The organism is Streptomyces sp. NPDC059456, assembly GCF_042750055.1.
Classification (GTDB): Bacteria; Actinomycetota; Actinomycetes; order Streptomycetales; family Streptomycetaceae; genus Streptomyces.
Genome location: NZ_JBHYVA010000095.1, coordinates 1 through 17873, shown reverse-complemented (window position 1 = coordinate 17873; position 17873 = coordinate 1). Strand labels below are relative to the sequence as shown.

Here is a 17873-nt window from a genome sequence, read left to right as displayed (position 1 = left end):
CAACCCCCACGCCCGGCGCGGCCGTCGCGCGGCGGCGCGCTCAGCGCCGCCCCCCGCCACACCGTCATGTCGGCGGTGATCCAGTCGGGCAGGCCGCTCAGCCGCACCACCGACTTGACCTGGATCACGAGCAGCGCGATGTCTCCCGAGGGGTGCCGGACACAGATCTCGGTGCCGGGCGCCGATGCGGCCAGCGGCAGCGTGTGCTGCGTGCTCGCCTTCGTGAGGAGGCTGCACGTGTCGAGGCTGCCGGTGCCGGGGCCGGCGTACAGCTGGGTGAACACGCTCGTGTCGCTCGCCAGCTCACAGCTCTGCTTCGCGCAGTCCAGGCGGATGTCCCCCGTGCGGTCCTCCCGGTCGACCGGGTCCTTGATGCCGATCGAGTTCTTCTCGTCGAGCCGTACCTGGGGGTGGGGGACGGGCACGGGCGGCTTGGAGGCCTTCGGCGTGCTCGCCGCGGACCCGCCCGCATCGCCGGACCCGCCCGCTCCGCCGGCTCCCTCGGCTCCGGTGGTCTTGCCACTGCGCACCGGGCCGGGGGAGGCGGCCGCGGCCGCCTCGCGGTCGCGCGCCCGCATCCCCGCGTCGATGACCAGCCAGGCCAAGCCGCCCATGAAGGTCACGGACACCGTCGTCAACGCGGTGACGAGCAGAGCGGTGCGCCGCCTGCGCTTGCGCCGCTCCTCCGGCGTGAGCGCCGACGTCGGCGGCTGCCAGACCATCTGCGGCTGCGACGGCTGCGACGGCTGCGACGGCTGCGGGTCCAAGGCCCGCGTGTGGACCGACGTGGGGTGCGGGACCGGGGCCGGGACCACCAGCTCGGGGCCCGTCACCTCCCGCCAGACGGCCGGACCGCCGCCCGCGTCGGCGTCCTTGCCCAGCCGCTGCCGGCACCACGCCACGATCTCCGCCGGGGTGGCACGGTCTTCCGGATCGGCTGCCAGACACAGCGCGATCAGCGGGCGCAGAGACTCGGGCAGCCGGGACAGGTCGGGCTCGGAGTGCACGATCCGGAACAGCACGCTCACGGAGGGGCCGTCCCCGTACAACGGCTCGCCCAGCGCGGCGAACGCCGCCGTCTGACCCAGGGCGAAGACATCGGTGGCGGCCGTGGTGTCGCCCGCCAGCGCCTGCTCGGGGGCCATGTACTGGGGCGTGCCGATGGCGCTGCCCGTGACGGTGGGCGCTGTGGTGCCGGACGCCAGCGAGATGCCGAAGTCGATGACCCGGGGCCCGTCGGCGGCCAGCAGCACGTTCGACGGCTTCAGGTCACGGTGCACGATCCCCGCACGGTGGATGACCTCCAGGGCCTCGGCCACCCCGGCCACCAGCCACAGCACGGCGGGCACCGGCAGCGGTCCGCGCCGGGTCACGGCCTCCGACAGCGAGGGCCCCGGTACGTACACGGTGGCCAGCCAGGGCGTCGTCGCGTCCACGTCGGCGTCGATCAGCTCGGCGGTGTACGCGCCCCGGACCCGCCGGGCCGCCTCCACCTCGCGGCGGAACCGCCGCCGGAAGGCCGGGTCCTCGGCCAGTTCCGGCCGCACCACCTTGATCGCCACGGGGCGGCCGCCCGGAGTGTGCGACAGGTAGACCCGGCCCATGCCGCCCGCGCCGAGCCGGGCCGCGAGGCGGTACCCGGCAACGGTCTGCGGATCGTCCTCCCGCAGCGGCTGGAACACTTCGGCCGCGCTGTTCATCGGTCTCCCCCCGACTCCGCCGATCAACCGATGAGTTGATCGCCCTTCACCCTAAGTCGCGGGCCGGGAAGGGGAACGGCCGGGAGCCCGCCGTCAGCCCGCCGAGGCGGCTGCGTCCTCCTCGACGGCCTCGACGCCCGGCAGCGACCGGAGCGCCGCGACCTGGGCGGGGTCGAGCCGGGCGGCGAAGCCGTGCAGGGTGTGGTCGTAGACGTGGACCGGGGTGACGCCGACCAGCCGCGCCACGTCCGCGGGGTCGAGGTCCCTCCGTACGGTGACGATGTACGTGGGGTGGTCGACGGGGGCCGCGCGGTCGACGGGGGCCGCGTACGGGACCGGTTCCCGCACGGCGGCCGCGGCCGGGGCGGGGATGGCGGTCAGGGCGGCCAGTACGACGACGGCGGCTGCGGGCAGGGTCCGGCTCACACGGGTGCGCATGGGGCGAGGCCATCACGTGCGACGGCGCAGGTCAACGACGTCCTCGGGGGTGGCGGGGGCACCGGGGGCGCACCGGCCGCGCGCTCCCCGGGGTGGTGGCGGGCCATACGGGTGGTCTTGCCGGAGCGCCGGGGACCGGGCGGACGTGGTCGTGGCCTGGACGGCGCAGGGGGATAACCCTTTCTGCAGCGGGTGGGACAGCAGGTGCGGAAGCTGCCGACGCGTGATCCGCCTGGCGGTGCACGGCGGTTCAGGACGTGCCGGGGTGGCACCGATGGAAGGAAGGCCGCCCCCGCAGAGGCACTCGTCCTCGCCGGGGCGGCTGCTTCATGCCGACCTTCCGGCCCACCGCCTTCAGGGAGTTCCCTCCATGCGCCTGCTCGCACGCCTGGCCGCCGCCGCCCTCCTCACCGTGCCCGCGGTCGCGGCCGGCACGGCCGCCGCCGACACGCCGGAACCGACTCCGGTGCCACTGCACACCGCCGAGAACGCGGTGCCCGGCCAGTACATCGTGACGCTGGAGAAGGGGCAGGACGCGGCGAAGGTCGCGCAGCAGCTGGGTCTGAAGCCGACGTTCGTCTACACGAAGGCGATGACCGGCTTCGCGGTCCCGCTGACCCCGCTCCAGTTGCAGATCGTCCGGGTGAGCCTCGGGGTGAAGTCCGTGGAGGAGGACGCCGCGGTCCAGTCCATCCCGACGCCGAGCAGGACTCCGGGTCTGCGGGCGCCGTCCTCGTCGTGGGGCCTGGACCGGATCGACCAGAAGAACCTGCCGCTCGACACCGACTTCACCACCCAGGGCAACGGTGCCGGGGTGACCGCGTACATCCTCGACACCGGCATCGACTACGCCCACGACGAGTTCGGCGGGCGCGCCACCTTCGGCTTCGACGCCATCGGCGACGGGCGGCTCGGCCAGGACTGCCAGGGCCACGGCACGCACGTCGCGGGCACGGTCGCCGGCAGGACGTACGGGGTCGCGCGCAAGGCGAACCTGGTCAGCGTCCGCGTCCTGGGCTGTGACGGCAAGGGCACCTGGTCGGGGATCATCGCGGGCATGGACTGGGTGGCCAAGAACGCCAAGCAGCCGGCCGTCCTGAACGGCTCCCTGGGCGGGGACCTGTCGACCGCCGTCAACGACGCGGCCACTGCCCTGTCCGACGCGGGCGTGCTGCCGGTGGTCGCGGCGGGCAACTCCGCGAAGGACGCCTGCTTCGTCTCGCCGGCGTCCGCCCAGCGCGTGGTGACGGTCGCGGCGAGCAACCAGTACGACGAGGAGACCTCCTTCTCCAACTGGGGCAGCTGCGTCACCCTCTACGCACCCGGGCAGGCCGTCGTCTCCGCGAAGCTGGGCGGCGGCAGCGTGGCCCTCGACGGCACGTCGATGGCCTCGCCGCACGTCGCCGGTGTCGCCGTCCTCTACAAGCAGGCGCACCCGGCCGCGGCGCCGGACGAGATCGCCGACTTCCTGGAATCGGAGTCCACCAAGGACGTCCTGACCAGTGTCAGCAAGACCTCGCCCAACAAGCTGCTGTTCACCGCGGGCCTCTGACCTCCCGAAGGTCCTCCTGACGAACCCGGCCCGCAGCCCGATCGCGGATAGGCTGCGGGCCGAGGGGGGATCATGAACACGCCACCGCCGCTCGTGCAGCGGCTGCGGGACCACGTACGACTCGCCGCGGCCTGTGCGTTCAGCGCGGTGGCGGTGCTGTACGCCGTCCTGTGCGCGAAGTTGACCGTCGTGGACATGACCGACGGCGTGTGCGACTTCGGCGGCTGCCCGCGCGGGCTGGATTCGCTGCTGTGGTGGACCCTGCTCGCCGGTCTGGCGGCTGGCGGGCTGTGGTGGTCGGTGGTGAAGGGCCGCGCGTACCGCTCCGGCACCGGCCGGACCACGGCCGTCGCCGTCGCGCTCGTCGCCCTGTGGCCCGGCTGGCTCGGCTTCTCGTGGCTGCGCGGCCCGCACATGGACCTCTTCTCGTACCAGGTCCCGGGGAGTTCGGCCGTCGGGAAGCCGCTCGGCTCCTGGGCGGGGCCCCCGGCCACCGGGTTCGTGGTCCGGGCCGGTGCGGACGGTGTGACCGGCTACGACGGGGAGGGCCGCCGCGGCTGGAGCCTGCGCGTTCCGGCAGGCGGGGCGGTGTGCGCGATGAGCGCGGACAGCCCTTCCGGTACCGGTCTGCTGACCTTCGCCACCGTGCTGGACGGCTGTGGCGGCCGCCTGGTGGCGGTGGACGTCACCTCCGGCAAGCAGCTCTGGACCACGAACATCCCGCACCTCGTGGGCCGGCCGGCCGCGGGAGGCTCCCTGGCCGTGACCGCGACCGCGGACGCCGTACTCGCATACGACCTGACCACCGGCGCCGAGCGGTGGCGCTCCCCGCTACCGGCGGGCGCCGCCGCCATGGAGGTGGCCGCCGGCCCGGACCGGGTCCTGCTCCTGGCCCGGACCGAAGCGGGAGTCGAGCTGTTCGCGCTCGGCGCCCGCACCGGCGCCGTCGCCTGGCGGTACCCGATGCCGGTCGGGTACGAGTCCCCGCGCATCGCGTCGGCGTCCCCGGCCGCCGCCGTCGGTGACGGCCGCCTGCTGGTGTTCGACGAGGCGGGCCGGGTGCGCGCGGAGTCGCAGGAGCCGTACGTCCCGACCACGGGCGAGACGGAGTGGCTGGTCGTCGGCGACGTGCTGTACGCGTCGGTCCCGGAGCGGGAGCAGCGGGAGCTGCTGGCGGCGTTCTCCCTGACGGACGGCCGCCACCTGTGGACCCGGTCCTTCGAGAACGACTGGCGGGTCCGGGCCCTGGCCGCCGACGGCCGGTCCGGCCGGATCGCCGTGGTCACGGAGGGCGCGTACCACCACCTCTGGCACCTCGACCCGCGCACCGGGAAGCCGGACGGCGAGTCGACGGTCCTGCGGGGCCTCCGGCTGGGCGAGTCGTTCGCCCTCCACGGGAGGACGTTCGTCAACCTCGACGCCGACGGCAGCCTGCCCCCGATCTTCGACGTGGCCCCGACGATCGGCTGGTGAGTCAGGCCGCGAAATCCTTCAGGGCCTCGGTCCTGAGCATGATGCCGACCGGGTCCGGGATCTTGGCCGTTTCGCCGTACGGGAATGTGGAGCTTTCGCGGTACGAGCCGCCGCTGGGATCGCTGTGGACGGCCACCGCGCAGTTCTGCCGGTCGATGAGCAGGTAGACCGGGATGCCGGCCGCCGCGTACCCGTCACGTTTCTCGTTGCGGTCACGCCGGTCGGTGTCCGCGTCGTGGGAGGTCACTTCCACGACCATCACGGCGCCTGAGGGGTCGGCCCATTCCCCCTGGCCCGCGAAGTGCGCGACAGGTGCGAGAACGCCGTCGGGGCGGGCACGTCCGGCGCGGTACTGCTCGACCACCAGACCCTGCTCGGGGTGTAGGTCGAGTTCGGGCCGCTGCTGCATGCACTGGCGGAGCAGCCACATGAAGATGGCCCCGTGGTCACCGTCGGGCACTGGCTTGACCTCTAGCTTTCCCGCAATGAATTCGAGCGTCACGGTTTCGGGCGCGCCGTGCTCAAGTGCTTCGAAGTCATCGAGGGTCATCTGGGGACGCCTGGTGGAGCGAGCGGACATGGAATCGCCTCCTCGACTCCATGGTGCCCTGCACGCCCGGCGAAGGACCTTGTGAAGCGCCATGTGTGACTCCGATCGGCTACGGCCTGGCATACGCTAGAGGCATATGTCGGACCGTGTTGGTCCGACCGCAGATGGTTAGACCGATCGTGTGACTTGGCGGGCCGACGGTCAGAGGCTGGTGATGAACGCCGTCCAGGCCGGGCCGTTGAAGGTGAGGTGGGGGCCGTCCGGGACCTTGGAGTCCCGGACGGGGACGAGGTCGGGGTGCGCGTCGCAGACCTCGACGCAGTCGCCGCCGTCACCGGCGCTGTGGGTGGACTTGCGCCAGGTGGCCATCTCCAGGCAGTCGCCGCCACTGCCGCCGCTGTAGCTGGACTTGTGCCAGGCCGCTGCGGACAGGTCGTACTCAGGCGTGCTGATCATGTTCGTAATCCTCCGCCACCGACTCGATCAGGGCCAGGGACTTGCGCGGTGACAGCGCGTTGGCCGTGAGCAGATCGTAGGCCAGGGCGTGATGGGTCACCGTGGCCGGATCGTCGAACAGCTGGCCTGTGCTCATGCCTTGGACGTAAGCCGGCGGGGGAGCGTCTTCGAAGGACATCAGCTTGAGGGAGCCCTCCATGGCTGCATGCGGGCCCGCAGTGAATGGGAGCACTTGCGTGATGATCCGGTATGACCGGATCAAACTGGCGATGTGTCGCAGTGCCTCGGCGAGGACCACCTTGTTCTCACCCGCCCTGCGGAGGACCGTCTCGTCGAGTACGCACCACAACAGGGGGGTTGTTGGATCAAGGAGCAGGGCGGCCCGAGCCAGTCGGTTCGTGACCAGCTCGTCGATGGTCTCCTCCGTGGCGGTCGGCTGGTACGCGCGGAAGACCTCGCGCGCGTAGGCCGGTGAGGGAATACATGCGCATAAGCTCCTGGCATATGCGCAGGCGTGGGGCGTTCTTCGCCGCGGGTTAGCTCGATGGTGTGATCATGCGGTGAGCTTCAGGCGGGGCCCGGGCCGTCCGTGCGCAGGCGGGCGTGGAGGTGTTCGTCGTGCCAGCCGTCCGCGTGGAGGAGGGCGCCGCGCATGGTGCCCTCCAGGGGGAAGCCGGCCTTCGTCGCGACGCGGCAGGACGCCGTGTTGGCCACGGAGTGGGTGATGCGCAGGCGGTGAAGGCCCAGTTCCTCGAAGGCCCAGCGGCCGACCCGGTCCGTGGCCGCGGTCATGACGCCGGTGCCGCGGCCCGCGGGCAGCAGCCAGTACAGGATCTCGCCGCTCCCGCCCGCCAGGTCGAGGTCGGCCACGCCGATCAGGCCGACGGGCGGGCCGCCCGGAGCCGGGGCCACGGCCCAGATCGCTGCGTGCTCGGAGTGCCAGCGTTCCTGCCAGCGCTCGATCCGGGACACGGCCTCGGCCGGAGACAGCATCGGCGAGCGGTTCCAGTGGCGGATGTCCGGGTCGTGGCAGGACTCGACCAGTGCGGGGGCGTCGTACGGGGTCCACGGCCGGAGCTGGAACGGGCCGGGCAGGTCCAGGACCGGCTGGGGGCGGGCCGACATGCGGCCGGGCGGGACCACCGGGGGAAGGGTCATGCGGCGTTGCGGAAGTGTGCGAGCAGCGCCTCGGCGTCTGCGGTGGTGCCCGTGATGGTGTCGAAGGCCGCGTCGGAGGGGACGGCCGGGCCCCACAGCCAGGCGTGGTGACAGCTGAAACAGAAGATCAGCTCGAACAGGGGCCGGTCGGCGGCGTCGTACGCGCGCAGTCCCCAGCCCGGCGCGAAGCAGACGCGGGCCTCACCGGGCGGCATGGACGAGAGCAGCCCGAGCGAGTCGGCGGCTTCGCGGCCGGTCCAGCGGGAGACGACGTCGCCGGTCATGGGGTCGCCGTAGCGCTCGGGGCGCGCGGAGAGGCGTACGACCTCGACGACAGCGGTGGCGGCAACGGCTTCGGCGGGGAGCTGCATATCAGTCAGTCTCCCGAACGCCGCTAGATTTTCGCTACAGCCGGCTCATTGGCCGGTGGGGTGGTGGCCGGAATTGGTTCGTGATCGGCGTTGAGGTCGGCCAGCATCTGCGGGGTGAATCCGAAGAACCAGGTGGCGGCGAAGCCCACCAGGTAGCCGGCCAGCAGCCCGCCCGCGTAGACCGCGAGGTTGGGGCCGAGCCCCGACGGGCCGTCCAGCAGCGGGAACAGCGCCCACCCGGACGGGCCGATCGCGGTGGCGCCGAAGGCGACCCCCAGCTGGTTGCCCAGCCCGACGAACGCCCCGCCGGCCGCGCCGCCCACGCAGGCGGTGACGAAGGGGCGGCCCAGCGGGAGCGACACCCCGTAGATCAGCGGTTCGCCGACGCCGAGGAAGCCCGCCGGGAGCGCGGACCTGATGGTGGTGCGCAGGGAGCGGTTGTGCGGTACCCGGCAGTAGACCGCGAGTGCGGCGCCGACCTGGCCGGCGCCCGCCATGGCGAGGACCGGCAGGAGTGCGGTGTGGCCGGTCTGCTCGATGAGGGTGGTGTGGATCGGGATCAGGGCCTGGTGCAGGCCCAGCATCACGAGCGGCAGGAACAGGCCTCCGAGGACCAGACCGGCGAAGGCGCCGCCGGTGGCGAGGAGCCAGGTCGCGAAGGAGCCGATGGCGTCGGCGACGGCACCGGCGAGGAACATCAGGCCGAAAATCGTCACCAGGCCGGAGGTCAGGACGGTGAGGGTGGGGGTGACGAGTGCGTCCAGCGACTCGGGAACCCGGCGGCGGCACAGCTTCTCGACGCGGACGGCGAGGTACGCGGCGGCGAGGGCCCCGAGGACGCCGCCCTGTCCGGGGGAGAGGTGCTGGCCGAATGCGTCGATCTTCGCGACGCCGGGGAAGACGATGATCGCGGCGACGGCGCCGCCGAGGATCGGCGTGCCGCCGAACTCCTTGGCCGTGTTGTAGCCGACGAAGACCGCGATCAGCGACATGAACCCGGAGGCGATCGCGGCGAGCGCGGGGACGACGGCGGGCAGCCGACCGGTGTTCAGCAGCACGCCGTTCAGACCGGCGATGATGCCGCAGCCGATGAGCGCCGGGATCAGCGGCACGAAGACGTTCGCGATGCGGCGCAGGAACAGCTTCACGGGGGTGCGGTTGCGGGCCTGCCGGGCCTGCTTCAACGCGGCACCCCGGTCGGCGAGTTCCGCGGCGGTGACGGGCGTACCGGTGCCGCCCGCCGGACCGGCCGTGGCCGCCCGGCCGGCCGGGGGGGGCCCCGCGGGCCGGCGGCGCCCCGCTAGGTCGTCCGCCGGGCCGCCCGGGCGGGCGCGGCGCGCCGTCCCGCGCCCGGCGGCCGGCGTGCGCCCCTCTTCGACGAGCGCCTCGAACTCCGGGGTGACGCGGGCGACGGTCCCCGGTCCGAGCACGATCTGGTAGGTGTCGTCCTCGACGACGCCCAGCACCGCGGGCAGTGCCCGCAGCGCCTGGTCGTCGACCAGGGAGCTGTCGTGCAGCGCGATGCGCAGCCGGGTCATGCAGTGCGCGATCGAGCTGATGTTGTCCGGGCCGCCGACGAGGGGGAGGATCGCGGCGGCTGTGGCGCGGTTCTTGTCAGTGGACATGTCGGGATCGCCTTGCGTCGGGGGAAACGGGGCAGTCGAACGGGGCGGTCAGAGGTCGCGGGCGAGGGCGAGGGCCTCGCGGAGGTGTCCGTGCGCGGTGGTGAGGAGGCCGGCCGCGGTGGGGCCGTCCACGGCGCCGAGGAGGACGAGGACGGCCTGCTTGACCTCGCCGCCGGTGGCGTCGAGCGCGGCTTCGATCTCCTCGTCCGGTGCGCCGGTGGCCAGGGCCACGATCCGGCGGGAGCGGGCGCGCAGCTTCTCGTTGGAGGCGCGCAGGTCGACCATCAGGTTCCCGTACGTCTTCCCCAGCCGGATCATGGTGATCGTCGAGATGAGGTTCAGGACGAGTTTCTGGGCGGTACCGGCCTTCAGGCGGGTGGAGCCGGTCAGCAGCTCGGGTCCGACGACGACCTCGATGCCGTGCTCGGCGGCCGCGGCGAGCGCCGAACCGGCGTTGCAGGACAGGCCCACGGTGAGCGCGCCGCGGCTGCGGGCGTACGCGACGGCGCCGACCGCGTACGGGGTGCGGCCGGAGGCGGAGATCCCGATGACGGTGTCGTCGGCGGTCGGCTCCAGGGCGGCGAGGTCGGCGGCGGCCAGCTCGGCGGAGTCCTCGGCGCCTTCGACGGCCTCGACCATGGCGCCGGGGCCGCCCGCGATCAGGCCGATGACCTGCGCCGGGTCGGTGTTGAAGGTGGGCGGGCATTCGCTGGCGTCCAGGACGCCCATCCGGCCGGCGGTGCCGGCGCCCGCGTAGACGAGCCGGCCGCCGCGGGCCATGCGGGGCGCGATCGCGTCGATCGCGGCGGCGATGCGCGGCAGTTGCGCGGCGACGGCGGCCGGGACGGTGGCGTCCCCGGCGTTCATGGTGCGGGCGATCTCCAGGGTGGAGAGCCGGTCGATCTCGGCCAGTTCGGGGCGGAAGGCCTCGGTGGTCAGCGTGTCGAGCTGGGCGCGCAGTGCGGCGTACGACGCGGTCATGGGCGGGGGCTCCTGGCGGTTCGGCGGGGGGCGAGTGCCTCGTACGAGGCGGCGAGCGCGGGCGCGGCGGTCTCGTACGTCTGCTGGGCGACGGCGACGAACAGGCAGTCGACGACGAGGAGCTGGCTGGTCCGGCTCGACATGGCGGCGGGACGCAGCCGGGTCTCGCGGGCGGCGGAGGTGGCCAGGACGACGTCGGCGTACCGGGTGACGGGCGCGTGGGGGTGGCCGGTGAGCGCGATGGTGGTGGCGCCGCGCTCGAAGGCGGTGCGCAGGGGGTCGATCACGTCGCCGGTCGCGCCGGAGTGGCTGATCGCGACGGCGGCGTCGCCGGGCCGCAGTTGCACGGCGCCGGTGACGGCCAGGTGGGGGTCGCCGTGGGCGTGCGCGACGAGGCCGATGCGCAGCAGCTTCTGGGCGAGGTCCTGGCCGACGAGGGCGGAGGCGCCGACGCCGTAGATGTCGATCCGGCGGGCCGTGGCGAGCGCGGTGACGGCGGCGCCCAGCGCGGCGAGGTCGAGTCCGGCGGCGGTGTCGGCGAGGGTCTGGGCCTCTTCGTGGGCCAGTTTGGCGACGACGTCGGCGATCGGGTCGTCGACGGCTATGCCGGCGGTGACGGCGGGGGCCGTGCCGGACTCCTGCCGGGCGGCGAGCGCGGCGAGGGCCAGGCGCAGGTCGCGGTAGCCGGGATAGCCGAGGAGGCGGGCGGTGCGGACGACGGTGGCCTCGCTGGTGCCGGTGCGGGCGGCGAGGGCGCTGACGGTGAGGCGGGAGCAGCCGGCGGGGTCGGCGGCGACGGTTTCGGCGACGGCCAGCACGGAGGGGGTCATGGACGGGCCGAGGCTGCGGACGCGGGCCCGCAGCGGGAGGCCGGGGGCGGGTCCGGGGCCGGGGGCCGGGGCCGGAGCTGCGGCCGGGGCTGCGGCCGGGGCGTCGCCGTCCGGCGCGGTGCGCCCCTCGCTGAAAGTTACTTTCGGGACCTCACTCATCTCTGAAATCTATTTTCGGCCCGGCCGGGGGTCAAGGCGCCATCCGGCGGCGGTGGGGGAGGGGCCTTCACCACGTGGGCCGTACGGGTTCACAATGGGCGCATGGACCACGCGACCCCCCTGGAACAGGCGCTGCACGCCGCCCGTGCCCTCGTGCTCGCCGATCTCGTCGCGGGCGAGGTCGCCGATGCCGATGTCGTCTCCCTCGTCGAGGACTCGGTCACGCACCGCCGGTGGTGGGTGGAGCAGTGGCCGGAGGGGGTCGACTACCTCGCCGGACTCGTCGCCCAGGACGTCCAGGACGCGCTGTTGGAGAAGTACGGGCGCTGGCCGCTGTGCCCGGTCTGCTCGCAGGGCGATCCGCACGCGCTGGACGTGGAGCCGGAGTTGGGACCCGATCCGCACTGGGTGTGCGGCAAGGCCGGGGTGAAGGTCGCCGCGGTCGGCGCCCTCGGCCCCGTGTTCGGGGCCGGCCGGTGAGCCGCGGGTGACGCTCTACATCGACCCGCCGACCTGGCCGGGCCACGGCCGCATGTGGTCGCACCTGGTCAGCGACGTCTCGTACGAGGAGCTGCACGCCTTCGCGGCGTCGATCGGCTGCCCGCCGAAGGCGTTCGAGCGGGACCACTACGACGTGCCGTCGTACCGCTACGCGGGCGCGGTGGCGGCGGGCGCGGTGGAGATCGGCAGCAAGGAACTGGTCCGCCGCCTCACCGAGGCGGGCCTGCGCCGCCCCAAGGGCCGCCCGGCATAAGGGGTGCCCGGCACAAGGCCCGCCGGGCACGGGGACCCGCCGGGCACGGGGACCCGCCGGGGCCGGACGTGCGCAGCGCCACGGGGTCGCGGGGCCGCGCCCCGGCCGCGAACGGCTACCGGTTCGCCGGCTCCGCGCCGGCCGGCGCGGGGGCGGAGCCCGCGCGGGTGATCACGCGGGTCGTGCCGGTCCCCGTACGGCGGTCGATCCGCCGGGCCAGCACCGTCAGACCGACCGCGGTGACGGTCATGGCCGAGCCCGCCCAGGCGGTGGCGGCGTAGCCGTGGCCGGCGTCGATGACGGCGCCGCCCAGCCAGGGGCCGCCGGTGTTGCCGAGGTTGAAGGCGGCCGTGGTGGTGGCCCCGGCGAGGGTGGGCGCGGCGCCGGCGACGTTGAAGGCGCGCGCGTTGAGGGCCGGGGCGGTGAAGAACGCGGAGACGCCGAGCAGGAAGGCGAGCGCGACGGCCGCGACCTGGACGGAGGCCAGCAGGGCCAGCGCCGCGAGGAAGGCGGTGGAGGCGCTGATGCCCCAGATCATCACTCCGAAGAGGCGGCCGTCGGCGATCCGCCCGCCGACGGTGGTGCCGACGAGCGCGCCGACGCCGAAGAGGGCGAGGATCCACGGCACCCACCCCGAATCCAGTCCGGCCTCGTCCGTGAGCAGCGGGGACAGGTAGCTGAAGGCGCAGAACACGCCGCCCGCGGCCAGGGCGGTGACGGCGACGGCCAGCCACACCTGGCGGTCGCCGTAGATGCCGAGCTCGCGGCGCAGGCGGGGCTTCTCCGCGGGCAGCGGGATCTTCGGGACGAGCGCCAGGATGCCGACGAGGGCGATGGCGGAGGCCGCGCCCACCGACCAGAAGGCCGAGCGCCAGCCGAACCGTTCCCCGAGGAAGGCGCCGGCCGGGACGCCCAGGACGTTGGCGAGGGACAGGCCGCCGATCATGACGGCCATCGCGCGGGCGCGCTGGTCCTTGCCGACCATCGCGATGGCGACGGCCGCGCCCACCGCCCAGAACCCGGCGCAGGCGAGCGCGGAGACGATCCGGGAGGCGAAGAGGAACGCGTACGTGGGGGCCAGTGCGCCCGCGACCTGGCCGAGGCCGAAGAGGCTGATGAGCGCGATGAGGGTGGTGCGGCGCGGGAGTCGCAGCGTGGCCACGGCCAGCAGCGGCGCGCCGATGACCATGCCGATCGCGAAGGCGGATATGAGCAGCCCCGCCCGGGGGATGGTGACGTCCATGTCCTGTGCGATGGGCGGCAGCAGCCCGGAGAGCATGAACTCGCTCGTCCCGAGCGAGAAGACGGCCAGGCCGAGGACGCGGACGGCGACGGGCATGCGGGAGCGCGCGGGAGCGGGGTGAGCGGGGGGCACGTCCGGTACGAACCTCCCCGTACCGGATCTCATTCCCCGGCGGCGGCCAGGCCGGCCAGCTCGGCGGCCAGGTTGCGGCGCGCCGGGGCCTCCCAGTGCGCGGTGCCGTACGGGGTGCGGAAGAGGCGGGGCAGGTCCAGCAGCTGGCGCAGTACGGCGGCCCGGCCGGTGCGGAAGGCGTCCTCGGGGACGAAGCCGTACTCGGCGCGGACGGCGGCGACGTACGCCGCGTACGCGTCGGGGCCTCCCGCGAGGACGGCCAGGTCCGCGTCGCAGAGCACCTCCCCGTTGGTGTCGCCGGGGGCGGGGTCGTGGGTGACGGTGAGCCGGACCAGCCGGGCCACCTCGGCGGTGCGGGCGGCGCCGACGCCGAGTTCGGGCAGGGCGCGCTCGGCGAGCGCCGCGCTGCGCTCCTCGTTCTCGGAGCGGTCGGGGCGGTAGACGGCGTCGTGGAACCAGGCGGCGAGCTCGACGGCGGCGGGGTCGGCGGCGTGCGGGGCGAGTACGTCGATCCGCGCGAGGACGTCGGCCAGGTGCGCGGTGGTGTGGTACCGGCGCTGCGGCTCCGCCCAGGCGGCCAGCAGCCGGTCGGCGTACGGGGCGGGGTCGCGGTCGGCGGCGGCGCCGGCGGCGGTGGCGCTCGCGTGCCAGCGGGCGCGGAGCGGGGCGGTGTCGGTCGCGGTGTCCATGCGGTCCATGCGGACATTGTGCGGGTGGCGTGATGGTGCTGGTGGAGGGTGGGCGCGGGCCCGTACTCTGATATTGGACTAGACCTATTTTTCGTACCAGCAGCTTTCCGGAGGAGTGGGGCCCAATGAGCAACCGTGCAGTCCTGGAGGTGATCGCCCTCGACGTGGAGGACGCGGTCGCGGCCCGGGCCGGTGGGGCGGACCGACTTGAACTGGTCACCGACATGGCCGCCGACGGGCTCACCCCGCCGCGCGAGACCTTCGCGGCGATCAGGGCGGCGGTCGACATCCCGCTGCGCGTGATGCTCCGCGCCACGGACGGCTTCGCCGCGGGCTCCCCCGCCGACGTGGACGTGCTGACCGCGCAGGCGCGCGCCCTGCGGGCCGAGGGCGCGACCGAGTTCGTCCTCGGGTTCCTGGCGCCGGACGGCGGCCCGGACCTGACCGCGATCGAGGCGGTCGTGGCGGAGCTGGACGGCTGCAAGTGGACCTTCCACCGGGCCATCGACCGGGCCGCGGACCGCGACCAGCTGCGCAAGGCGCTCGCGGAACTCCCGGAGCCGGCCGGTCCGGACACGTACCTGACGGCGGGATCGGCGGCCGGGGTCGATGCGGGACTGCCGGTGCTGCTGGCCGAGGCGGCGCGGCGGGGCGAGCCGGGCTACACGGCGCGGATCCTGGTCGGCGGCGGGCTGACGCTGTCCCACCTGCCGGTGCTGCGGGCCGCGGGGATCGACGGCTTCCACATCGGCGGCGCGGCCCGGCCCGACGGCTGGTCGGGCCCGGTCTCCGCGGCCGCGGTGGCCGAATGGCGAACCGCCCTCTCCTGAAGCCCGGCCCGCGCCGACCACCCGACCCCGAGCGAGCCCGGCCGCGCCGCAGCCGCCGCCCCGGCCCTGGCCCTGGCTTCGGCCCTGGCCCCGGCCCCGGCTCCGGCCCCGGCCCGGCAGGGCTTGGGCACGGCCCGGCCCCGGCCGCGCCGCAGCCGCCGACCCGGCTCCGGTTCCGGCCCGGCAGGGCTTGGGCACGGCCCGGGTCCGGGTGGGGTCCGGCGCCCGCCCCGGCGCGGCCCCGTCCCGGCAACGCTTGGGTTCCGGTCAGGTCAGGTCAGGTCAGCGTCGCCGGCAGCGGGTCGGCGTGGAGCAGGGTCAGGCCCGAGACGGCTCGGGTGAGGCAGACGTACAGGCGCCGCAGGCCGGTGCGCTCGTCGGGTTCGCCCGCCACGATCGCGGCCGGCTCGTCCAGGACCACGTAGTCGTACTCCAGGCCCTTCGCCAGCGACGCCGGGACGAGGGTGAGGCGGGACTGCGCCGTCGTCTCCTCGCCGGGCGACAGGTACGCCATCCCGGCCGCCTCCAGCGCCTTCGCCAGCTCCGGGATCCGGGCGTCCGCCGCGATCAGGCCGATCGAGCCCTCGTGGCCGAGGGAGTCGCGGCAGGCGTCGATCACCGAGGCGGTGAGGTCCGCCGTCGGCGTGACGACCAGCGAGCCCGGCGTCTCACGGACCGAGGAGACCGGTGCCAGCCCCGGGGAGATCGACGGCAGCAGCCGCGAGGCGTACGCGATCACCTCGCGCGGCACGCGGAAGCCCGCCGTCAGCTCCTCCAGCACCGCCTCCGGCTTGCCCAGGTGGGCCAGCGCCTCGTCCCAGCTGCGCGTGGCCCACGGGGTCGTGCCCTGCGCGAGGTCGCCCAGCACCGTCGCGGAGCCGGTCGTGCAGCGCCGGCCCACCGACCGGTACTGCATCGGCGACAGGTCCTGCGCCTCGTCGAGGACGACGTGGCCGAGCGAGTGCGTGCGCTCCACCAGGTCGGCGGCCTCGTCGATCAGCACCAGGTCCGCCGACGACCACTTCGCCGACTTCACGGTCCGGTACGGCTTGGGCCAGAGCAGGAGCCGCTGTTCCTCCTCCGACAGGACGCCCTCCGCGTGCGCCGCCAGGAACTCCGGATCCGACAGCAGCCGCAGCACCAGCTTCGCCGGGTCCACCGCCGGCCACATGGCCTTGACCGCCGCCTTCACGGCGGCGCTGCGTGCCACCGCGTCCTGGACGCGGTCGTCCGGCGCCTCGCCCGCCTGCTCCATCCGTACGAGCACGGTGTGCGCGATCCGCTGCGACAGCGCGTCGCGGGCGGCGCCGTAGCGGATGTCCCGCTCCAGGAGCTCCGTGACGATCTCCTCCAGCTCGTACGCCGGCACCCGCCAGCGCCGCGATCCGCGCACCACCATCAGCGGCTCGGCGGGCGGGGTGACGTGTGAGCGGACCGCGCGGCGCAGCACCTGCGCCATCCGGGCGTCGCCCTTGACGACGGCGGTCGCGGCGGCGTCGGCGCCGCGGACCTCCAGGCCGTCGCGGGAGACGAGGTCCTCCACGGTGGCCTGCTTGACCTCCAGCTCGCCGAGGGCCGGCAGGACCTGCTCGATGTAGTGCAGGAAGGAACGGTTCGGCCCGATGACGAGGGTGCCGGTGCGGGCGAGCCGCTCGCGGTGGGCGTACAGCAGGTACGCGACACGGTGCAGGCCCACCGCCGTCTTCCCGGTGCCGGGGCCGCCCTGCACGCAGACGGAACCGGACAGCCCGGAGCGGACGATCTCGTCCTGCTCGGGCTGGATCGTCGCGACGATGTCGCGCATGGGGCCGACGCGCGGCCGCTCGATCTCCTGCTGGAGCAGCTTGCTGACGGCCGCGGCCTCGGCGGGGTCGGAGAGGTGCTCGTCCTCGTACGCGGTGAGCTCGCCGCCGGTGTAGCCGAAGCGGCGGCGCAGCGCGATGTCCTGCGGGTCGTTCTTGGACGCCCGGTAGAACGGCTGGGAGACGGGCGCGCGCCAGTCGATCACCATGGGGTCGCCGTCGGCGTCGTGGACGTGGCGGCGGCCGATGTAGAACTGCTCGCCCTCCGCGCCTTCGGCGAGTTCCGCGCCGGGTGCGTGCAGGTAGTTGAGGCGGCCGAAGAAGAGCGGGGTGTGCGCGAGGTCCGCGAGGGCCTTGATCCGGTCGTCGATCTGGGCCTGGAGGACGATCGAGTTGACCCAGTTCGCGGTGACGTCGCGGATGTCGAGGGCCTCGACGTCCTCGCGCATCGCGCGGAGCGCGGCGCGGGAGGCGGTGAGGTGGGCCTGCTCGCGGGCGAGGGGGTGGGCGCCGGAGCCGGCGTCTGAAGCGGCTTCGGAGCCGGCTTCGGGGGCGTGCGCGGACACGGGAATGCCTCCAGCTGCTGAACGATCGGTACGGGCGATGCCCACCGGTTTCCGACCGGCGGGCGGCTCTCCCCGGAACGGCGGCGGGAGGCGGCAAGAGCGGAGATTGTAGTCAGCGGGCCGGTCGGGCGCGACCGGATTACCGGGCCGGACCTTTCTCCCGGGCGGGACGCCCGTACGGGTGTCACCGGGCGTCACCCGGTGTCATACCGGGGAGTGTCAGACCTGGGGCAGAGGCTCTGGGGGGCGGCATGGGCCCGCAGGAGGAGGCGCGGTGGCCTGCGGTTCCGCCCCGAGGGCGATGTGATGCGCGGGGCGGAAGCGCACCATGGACACATGAGCACCGCAACCTTCACCCCGGTCCGGGGCGGCCGCCCTAGCGGCGCCACCGCCACCTCCGATTCCCCTCCCCGCCACCTGGTGGGCAACGCCCTGCGCGCCGCGAAGGTCTTCGTGGCGGCCGCGGTGAGCGTCGTCGTCCTCGGCGAATACGGCGAGGACGCGGGCGTCATACGCCGCTGACCGGCGGCCCGACCCCGCCGTGCCGCGGGCCCGACCCCGCCG

At 74.2% G+C, this 17873-nt stretch carries 19 protein-coding genes; 6 read left to right on the top strand and 13 right to left on the bottom strand.

Annotation, left to right across the window (positions count from 1 at the left end; all coding sequences use genetic code 11):
* Window positions 1-1700: serine/threonine-protein kinase (locus ACFXA3_RS11740; RefSeq protein WP_385185345.1), on the bottom strand; the 1700-nt coding region annotated here is incomplete at its 3' end.
* Between the two features lie 93 nt (window positions 1701-1793).
* Window positions 1794-2138 (bottom strand): protease inhibitor I9 family protein, encoded by a 345-nt coding sequence (locus ACFXA3_RS11735; protein WP_385185342.1) that lies wholly within the window; start codon window positions 2136-2138, stop codon window positions 1794-1796.
* 370 nt (window positions 2139-2508) lie between these two features.
* Between ACFXA3_RS11735 and ACFXA3_RS11730 the strand changes: the two genes are divergently transcribed.
* Both ACFXA3_RS11730 and ACFXA3_RS11725 read left to right on the top strand, forming a co-directional pair.
* Complete coding sequence (locus ACFXA3_RS11730) at window positions 2509-3690, top strand: S8 family serine peptidase (protein ID WP_385185340.1); 1182 nt, start codon at window positions 2509-2511, stop codon at window positions 3688-3690.
* Between the two features lie 72 nt (window positions 3691-3762).
* Window positions 3763-5163, top strand: a complete 1401-nt coding sequence (locus tag ACFXA3_RS11725) for a PQQ-binding-like beta-propeller repeat protein (RefSeq protein ID WP_385185337.1) — start codon at window positions 3763-3765, stop codon at window positions 5161-5163.
* 1 nt (window position 5164) lies between these two features.
* Here ACFXA3_RS11725 and ACFXA3_RS11720 read toward each other — a convergent pair whose 3' ends face one another.
* From ACFXA3_RS11720 to ACFXA3_RS11685, 8 genes are all read right to left on the bottom strand, one after another.
* Window positions 5165-5743 (bottom strand): Uma2 family endonuclease, encoded by a 579-nt coding sequence (locus ACFXA3_RS11720; protein ID WP_385185334.1) that lies wholly within the window; start codon window positions 5741-5743, stop codon window positions 5165-5167.
* A 171-nt stretch (window positions 5744-5914) separates the two neighbouring features.
* A complete protein-coding gene (locus ACFXA3_RS11715) occupies window positions 5915-6169 on the bottom strand; it encodes a DUF397 domain-containing protein (RefSeq protein ID WP_385185332.1) in 255 nt (84 codons plus the stop codon).
* On the bottom strand, window positions 6153-6650 hold the full coding sequence (locus ACFXA3_RS11710) for a DUF5753 domain-containing protein (protein WP_385185350.1): 498 nt from the start codon (window positions 6648-6650) through the stop codon (window positions 6153-6155). Before ACFXA3_RS11710 ends, ACFXA3_RS11715 begins: the two co-directional genes overlap by 17 nt.
* Window positions 6651-6736: 86 nt before the next feature.
* Window positions 6737-7327, bottom strand: a complete 591-nt coding sequence (locus ACFXA3_RS11705) for a GNAT family N-acetyltransferase (RefSeq protein ID WP_385185329.1) — start codon at window positions 7325-7327, stop codon at window positions 6737-6739.
* Window positions 7324-7698, bottom strand: a complete 375-nt coding sequence (locus ACFXA3_RS11700; protein WP_385185326.1) for a hypothetical protein — start codon at window positions 7696-7698, stop codon at window positions 7324-7326. The genes ACFXA3_RS11705 and ACFXA3_RS11700 overlap by 4 nt, the downstream gene beginning before the upstream one ends.
* A gap of 23 nt (window positions 7699-7721) precedes the next feature.
* Window positions 7722-9323 (bottom strand): PTS transporter subunit EIIC, encoded by a 1602-nt coding sequence (locus ACFXA3_RS11695; protein ID WP_385185324.1) that lies wholly within the window; start codon window positions 9321-9323, stop codon window positions 7722-7724.
* A gap of 48 nt (window positions 9324-9371) precedes the next feature.
* A complete protein-coding gene (murQ, locus tag ACFXA3_RS11690; RefSeq protein WP_385185321.1) occupies window positions 9372-10304 on the bottom strand; it encodes an N-acetylmuramic acid 6-phosphate etherase in 933 nt (310 codons plus the stop codon).
* The gene (locus ACFXA3_RS11685) at window positions 10301-11293 is read right to left on the bottom strand and encodes a MurR/RpiR family transcriptional regulator (protein WP_385185318.1); all 993 of its coding nucleotides are present in this window, start codon (window positions 11291-11293) and stop codon (window positions 10301-10303) included. The genes murQ and ACFXA3_RS11685 overlap by 4 nt, the downstream gene beginning before the upstream one ends.
* 102 nt (window positions 11294-11395) lie before the next feature.
* Between ACFXA3_RS11685 and ACFXA3_RS11680 the strand changes: the two genes are divergently transcribed.
* Together ACFXA3_RS11680 and ACFXA3_RS11675 are read left to right on the top strand one after the other, a co-directional pair.
* The gene (locus ACFXA3_RS11680) at window positions 11396-11773 is read left to right on the top strand and encodes a hypothetical protein (RefSeq protein ID WP_385185315.1); all 378 of its coding nucleotides are present in this window, start codon (window positions 11396-11398) and stop codon (window positions 11771-11773) included.
* Between the two features lie 7 nt (window positions 11774-11780).
* Window positions 11781-12047, top strand: coding sequence for a DUF4031 domain-containing protein (locus ACFXA3_RS11675; RefSeq protein ID WP_385185313.1), 267 nt, complete (start codon window positions 11781-11783; stop codon window positions 12045-12047).
* Between the two features lie 115 nt (window positions 12048-12162).
* Here the strand turns inward: ACFXA3_RS11675 and ACFXA3_RS11670 are convergent, their stop codons facing one another.
* Window positions 12163-13386: a Cmx/CmrA family chloramphenicol efflux MFS transporter gene (locus ACFXA3_RS11670; protein ID WP_385185348.1), complete on the bottom strand. Its 1224-nt coding sequence runs from the start codon at window positions 13384-13386 to the stop codon at window positions 12163-12165.
* A 65-nt stretch (window positions 13387-13451) separates the two neighbouring features.
* The gene (locus ACFXA3_RS11665; protein WP_385185310.1) at window positions 13452-14120 is read right to left on the bottom strand and encodes a hypothetical protein; all 669 of its coding nucleotides are present in this window, start codon (window positions 14118-14120) and stop codon (window positions 13452-13454) included.
* Window positions 14121-14236: 116 nt separating this feature from the next.
* On the opposite strand from ACFXA3_RS11665, the gene ACFXA3_RS11660 reads away from it, so the two are divergent.
* Complete coding sequence (locus tag ACFXA3_RS11660; protein WP_385185307.1) at window positions 14237-14941, top strand: copper homeostasis protein CutC; 705 nt, start codon at window positions 14237-14239, stop codon at window positions 14939-14941.
* Window positions 14942-15218: 277 nt separating this feature from the next.
* Here ACFXA3_RS11660 and ACFXA3_RS11655 read toward each other — a convergent pair whose 3' ends face one another.
* The gene (locus ACFXA3_RS11655) at window positions 15219-17309 is read right to left on the bottom strand and encodes a HelD family protein (RefSeq protein ID WP_385185304.1); all 2091 of its coding nucleotides are present in this window, start codon (window positions 17307-17309) and stop codon (window positions 15219-15221) included.
* Window positions 17310-17645: 336 nt separating this feature from the next.
* Between ACFXA3_RS11655 and ACFXA3_RS11650 the strand changes: the two genes are divergently transcribed.
* Window positions 17646-17831: a hypothetical protein gene (locus ACFXA3_RS11650; protein ID WP_376197772.1), complete on the top strand. Its 186-nt coding sequence runs from the start codon at window positions 17646-17648 to the stop codon at window positions 17829-17831.
* Window positions 17832-17873 lie beyond the last annotated feature (42 nt).